Source organism: Rhodococcus sp. 05-2254-6, assembly GCF_002258565.1.
In the GTDB taxonomy this organism is placed as follows: domain Bacteria; phylum Actinomycetota; class Actinomycetes; order Mycobacteriales; family Mycobacteriaceae; genus Rhodococcoides.
This window is the reverse complement of sequence record NZ_NOZF01000125.1, coordinates 1-4,170: the sequence shown is the minus strand read 5'-3', so window position 1 is coordinate 4,170 and position 4,170 is coordinate 1. Positions and strand designations below refer to the sequence as shown.

Annotated in this window: 6 protein-coding genes; all 6 read left to right on the top strand. The window is 61.8% G+C overall.

Annotated features, from left to right (window positions below):
* The coding region (locus CH256_RS16005; RefSeq protein WP_179272125.1) for a CpaF/VirB11 family protein at positions 1–989 on the top strand (989 nt) is incomplete at its 5' end.
* Positions 989–1,867, top strand: a complete 879-nt coding sequence (locus CH256_RS16000; protein WP_052047795.1) for a type II secretion system F family protein — start codon at positions 989–991, stop codon at positions 1,865–1,867. The genes CH256_RS16005 and CH256_RS16000, both read left to right, overlap by 1 nt.
* Positions 1,864–2,787 (top strand): type II secretion system F family protein, encoded by a 924-nt coding sequence (locus tag CH256_RS15995; RefSeq protein WP_032364991.1) that lies wholly within the window; start codon positions 1,864–1,866, stop codon positions 2,785–2,787. Before CH256_RS16000 ends, CH256_RS15995 begins: the two co-directional genes overlap by 4 nt.
* Positions 2,788–2,956: 169 nt before the next feature.
* Entirely contained in the window at positions 2,957–3,187 is a 231-nt protein-coding gene (locus tag CH256_RS15990) for a hypothetical protein (RefSeq protein ID WP_015586077.1), read from the top strand.
* 38 nt (positions 3,188–3,225) lie between these two features.
* A complete protein-coding gene (locus CH256_RS15985; protein WP_015586078.1) occupies positions 3,226–3,651 on the top strand; it encodes a type II secretion system protein in 426 nt (141 codons plus the stop codon).
* Positions 3,648–4,106, top strand: coding sequence for a TadE family protein (locus tag CH256_RS15980; RefSeq protein WP_015586079.1), 459 nt, complete (start codon positions 3,648–3,650; stop codon positions 4,104–4,106). Before CH256_RS15985 ends, CH256_RS15980 begins: the two co-directional genes overlap by 4 nt.
* The last annotated feature ends 64 nt before the right edge of the window (positions 4,107–4,170 follow it).

Genomic DNA, 4,170 nt, shown 5'->3' with positions numbered 1-4,170 from the left:
CGATCGCGGACAGCGACGAAGAGCTCTACGACTGGCTCACCAACCTCGCGCAGCGCGCACCCGGTGGTGGACGACCGTTCTCGCAGGTCAACCCCAACCTCCGCCTCAATCTGCCCGGCGACATCCGCTTGTCCGCGATGGGCTACTCGGTCCGCCATCCCAGTATCGCCATCCGCATGCACCGCCACAAGGATGTGACCATCGACAAGATGGTCGAAATGGGTGTTATGCCCCAACTGTTGTCCGAGATCCTCAGCGCCGCAGTCATCGGTGGTGCCTCCATCGTGATCTCCGGGCCCATGGGATCAGGTAAAACAACCAACCTTCGTGCGCTCGCCAACTGCCTTCCCCTGCAAACACGGATCGGCACAGCAGAGACAGAGTACGAACTGTTCCTCGACAAACTCGACGGTCGCAGACCGTATGTTGTTGCAGCCGAGGCAATCACCGGCGGCGGCGAACGAAACGAGCTGACCGGAGCGCTACGCGGCGCGACGACGCTGTCCGACATCCTTTACCAGTTCGTGCGAATGCAGCTCGACCGTGTCATCGTCGGAGAGGTAGCCGGCGGCGAGATCATCGACATGTTCAAAGCAATGCAGATGGCCAAAGGCTCCCTGAGTACCACGCACGCCGAGCATGCCGCCGGCGCGATCGACCGCCTCGTCACCTGCGCCCTCGAAGCAGGAGTGCCGGTCGAGTACGCCTACCGCCAAGTGGCACACCACATCAATCTGATCATTCAGCTGCAGACGGACTACGAATTTACCGACACCGGCGAGAGGCGTCAGGTCCGATTCGTCAGCGAGGTCATCCATATCGAGGCCGGCGAAAACGCCATGCCCGCAGTAACCAAAATTTACGAAGGAAAGCCGGGCGGGACCGGCGAATACGGAACTTTGCCCCCAGCTTTGCTCCGCAAGCTCTACGCAGGCGGTTTCAGTCCGAACCAAATCCCCATCAACACGATCACAGGTGGTGGGCTCTGATGTACACGTTCACGGCCGTCGGTATCGTCCTTGTCTTTGCCGCCGGGATGTGGTTTTTTGCCAACGGAATTCGCGATCGCCGCGACCCGACTGCGCCGACACGCCACCGCACCTCACGTGCGCGGATTGCCCGGCGGACAAAATTACTCCTCGCCATCGGAACTGCCGTCGGCCTTGCTGCATGGCTCCTCAGTGGATGGTTCGTACTCTTCCCCATCATTCCGATCGCAGCAGTAGGCGTCCCCTACCTACTCGGATCGTCAGCCGCCGCCGACGACATCGAACGCCTCAATGCCCTCGAAGAATGGGTGCGCAACCTGACTGGAGTGCTCGCAGCAGGATCCGGCCTCGAACAGGCCATCATCGCAACGCACAGGGGAATGCCTCAAGCATTGCGTCCGGAAATTACGAGCCTCATCACGCGCCTGCGTGGCAATGTGTCGATCGACGAAGCGTTGCTTCGGTTCGCAGACGATCTCGACGATTCCACCGGCGACTACGTGGTCGGTGCACTGCGGCAGGCAGCTCGCCTGCGCGGCTCCGGACTCACCGCAGCCTTGAAGCGACTTTCAGAATCGGTGGCAGAGAACGTGCGCAACCGCAGAACGGCCGAAGCGGAACGGCAAGGGCCCCGCACGACCGCTCGCGGGGTCACCGTCATCACCGTCGTTGTCATCGTTGGGTTGTTCCTGTTCACCAACTACATGGACCCGTACAAACAGCCCCTCCTCCAGCCCGTTCTGTTCCTCGAATTCATCGGTTTCGGCCTGGTGCTCGGGTGGATGAAGCGATACACCTTGCCAGTGAAATACCCCAGGTTCATCGGCACCAAGGACCGCGACGCAGCAAACACCGCACGTGAGAGGAGCGCAGTATGAACAACTTCGAGCTCTGGGCGATCGCCCTTGCCGCTCTCGCCGCTCTCGGCTTGATCCTCCTCGTTCTCCGCATACTGCCGGCCGACCCAGCACTCGGCGATGCCATGGAACGACTGTCCGGTGCAGCCCCGGACCCGTACACCGTCGACACCCGCGGCGGTGACGACCTCACCGGTTCGGATGCCCTGTCCTACAAGGTCGGTGCCCGCTTCTACCCGCGGCTGCGATCGCAGGCGTGGTTCAGGATCCCGACCGCGGACCTGGCGATCCTCCGAGAAACTCCACAAAAGTTCATCGGAGACAAAATCCTTTCCGCTGCAATAGGTCTGATCATCGCGCCGATTTCGATCGCACTCCTGGCGCTGTTCGGCATGGCAGTGCCCCTGACTTTTCCCGTAGCCGGTTCCCTCGTCCTGGCGCTGGTGGGATTCTTCGCGCCCGACGCCGACGTCAAGACTCGCGCCGCTAGTGCCCGACTCGAATTCACCCGAGCATTGGCGGCGTTCATCGACTTCGTTTCGTTGAACCGAAGTGGCGGCGTCGCTGCATTCCAAAGTCTCGAACGCGCTGCCGCAGTGGGCGATAGCTGGGTGTTTCTACGTCTGGATGCCGAGCTTCAGAAAGCGTCCCTCGCCGGACAGGCACCATGGGCTGCTCTGTCCAATCTTGCAGCCGAACTGGCGCTGCCGGAGTTGGGAGATCTCGCGGACATCATGACCTATACCGGCGACCAGGGAGCGAGCGTGGCCGACACTCTTGCCGCGCGGGCCGGAGCGCTCCGCAGTGCCCTGCTCTCGAAAGAACAAGGCGAAGCAGGAGCCAAAACGAAGAAGATGGACGCACCTCTCGGCACCTTGGCCGTGCTGTTCATGATCATGCTGATCGTGCCGGCCGGAGTGAACATCATGGGCGGCGTCTAGACCGAACAACCCGAATGCGTTGTCATTCAACGATCAACTACCAAGTTTGAGCTGTGCAAACACCGATCCGTGCACTTCACCTGCTCGAAGTGTCCGGTCTTGGCGATAGTCTGACCGGCATCCAGAACCGTCATAACCAGGGCTTTTACATATCGAAGGGAAACGTCACATGGCAGCATCGCGCACAATCGCAAACCGGATCGCAGCAACCACCGCAACACTGTTCGCATTGGCACTGTTCTCCTATACCCGGATGACCGAGCGCGCCGGCGGACGCAAAAGCGACAAGGGCTACAGCATGGAGACCGTCGTCATCACCGCCGGCCTCGTCATCCTCGCCATCGCTATCGTCGCCGGAATCACCGTGGTTGCACAGCGCTACCTCAACCGAATCCAGTAACCCCACCACTCGCCCAACGAGACAGGGGAGGACCAGCGTTGCTCACCGACACACATGTACCACTACGCGAATGGCTCACCCGCATACGTCGAGACGACCGCGGCGCAGCCCTCGAAACAGTCGTGGTATTCGGCGTCGTCCTACTGCTCTTCCTCATCGCAATCCAGGCAGCTCTCTACGCTCACGCACGGACCGTAGCGATTTCGACCGGTGAAGAAGCTCTACGACAAGCGCGATCGCAATTCGGCAGCGCTGCGGCCGGAACAGCGGCGGGCTACGCCTTCGCATCCACCGCCGGCCCGACGACCCTTCGAGCACCCGTCATTGTCGTCAACCGAGGCTTGCGAGAAGCAACTGTCCAGATCACCGGACAACCCATCCGCCTCATCCCCTTCTTCTCCCTCGACATCAATGTCAGCGAGACGCTTCCCGTTGAACGAGTCACTGCCCCAGGAACCAGATGAACACCGCGAACAAACTGCGCCAGCTGGCAGCCGCAGCCAGAGCCGACGACCGAGGATCGGCCCTGCAGACTGTCATCGTCGCCCCCGCCACACTGTTCCTGATCGCACTGATCGTCACCTTCGGCGTTCTCGCGCAAGCGCACCAGAAAGTAGTCCACGCCGCGAACGAGGCCGCGCGTACCGCCTCCATCGCGCGAACGGCGTTCTCCGCAGCCCCCGATGCGCAAGCAGCCGCGCGAAACGACCTGGCAGCACGAGGGCTCACCTGTTCCGCTCTCAACGTCAACACCGACCTCGGCGGATTCAGAACTCGCCCCGGCGTCACGGCTTCCGTCTCGGCCACCGTCACGTGCGTCATCTCCCTCGACGCACTCGGATTCCCGCAAGTCATGGGCTCACGGACCATCACAGCAACCGCGACTTCACCCGTCGACACCTACCGGGAGCGCGCCTGATGACCGAAGCACTACGCCGGGCGGTGGCCGCCTGCACACGGCGAGACGCGCACAACGACGCCGG

Excerpts from the sequence above, each read along its gene's own strand:
- CH256_RS16000 (WP_052047795.1), top strand. The coding sequence starts at position 989 with ATGTACACGTTCACGGCCGTCGGTATCGTCCTTGTCTTTGCCGCCGGG.
- CH256_RS15990 (WP_015586077.1), top strand. The coding sequence starts at position 2,957 with ATGGCAGCATCGCGCACAATCGCAAACCGGATCGCAGCAACCACCGCA.
- CH256_RS15980 (WP_015586079.1), top strand. The coding sequence starts at position 3,648 with ATGAACACCGCGAACAAACTGCGCCAGCTGGCAGCCGCAGCCAGAGCC.
- CH256_RS15995 (WP_032364991.1), top strand. The coding sequence starts at position 1,864 with ATGAACAACTTCGAGCTCTGGGCGATCGCCCTTGCCGCTCTCGCCGCT.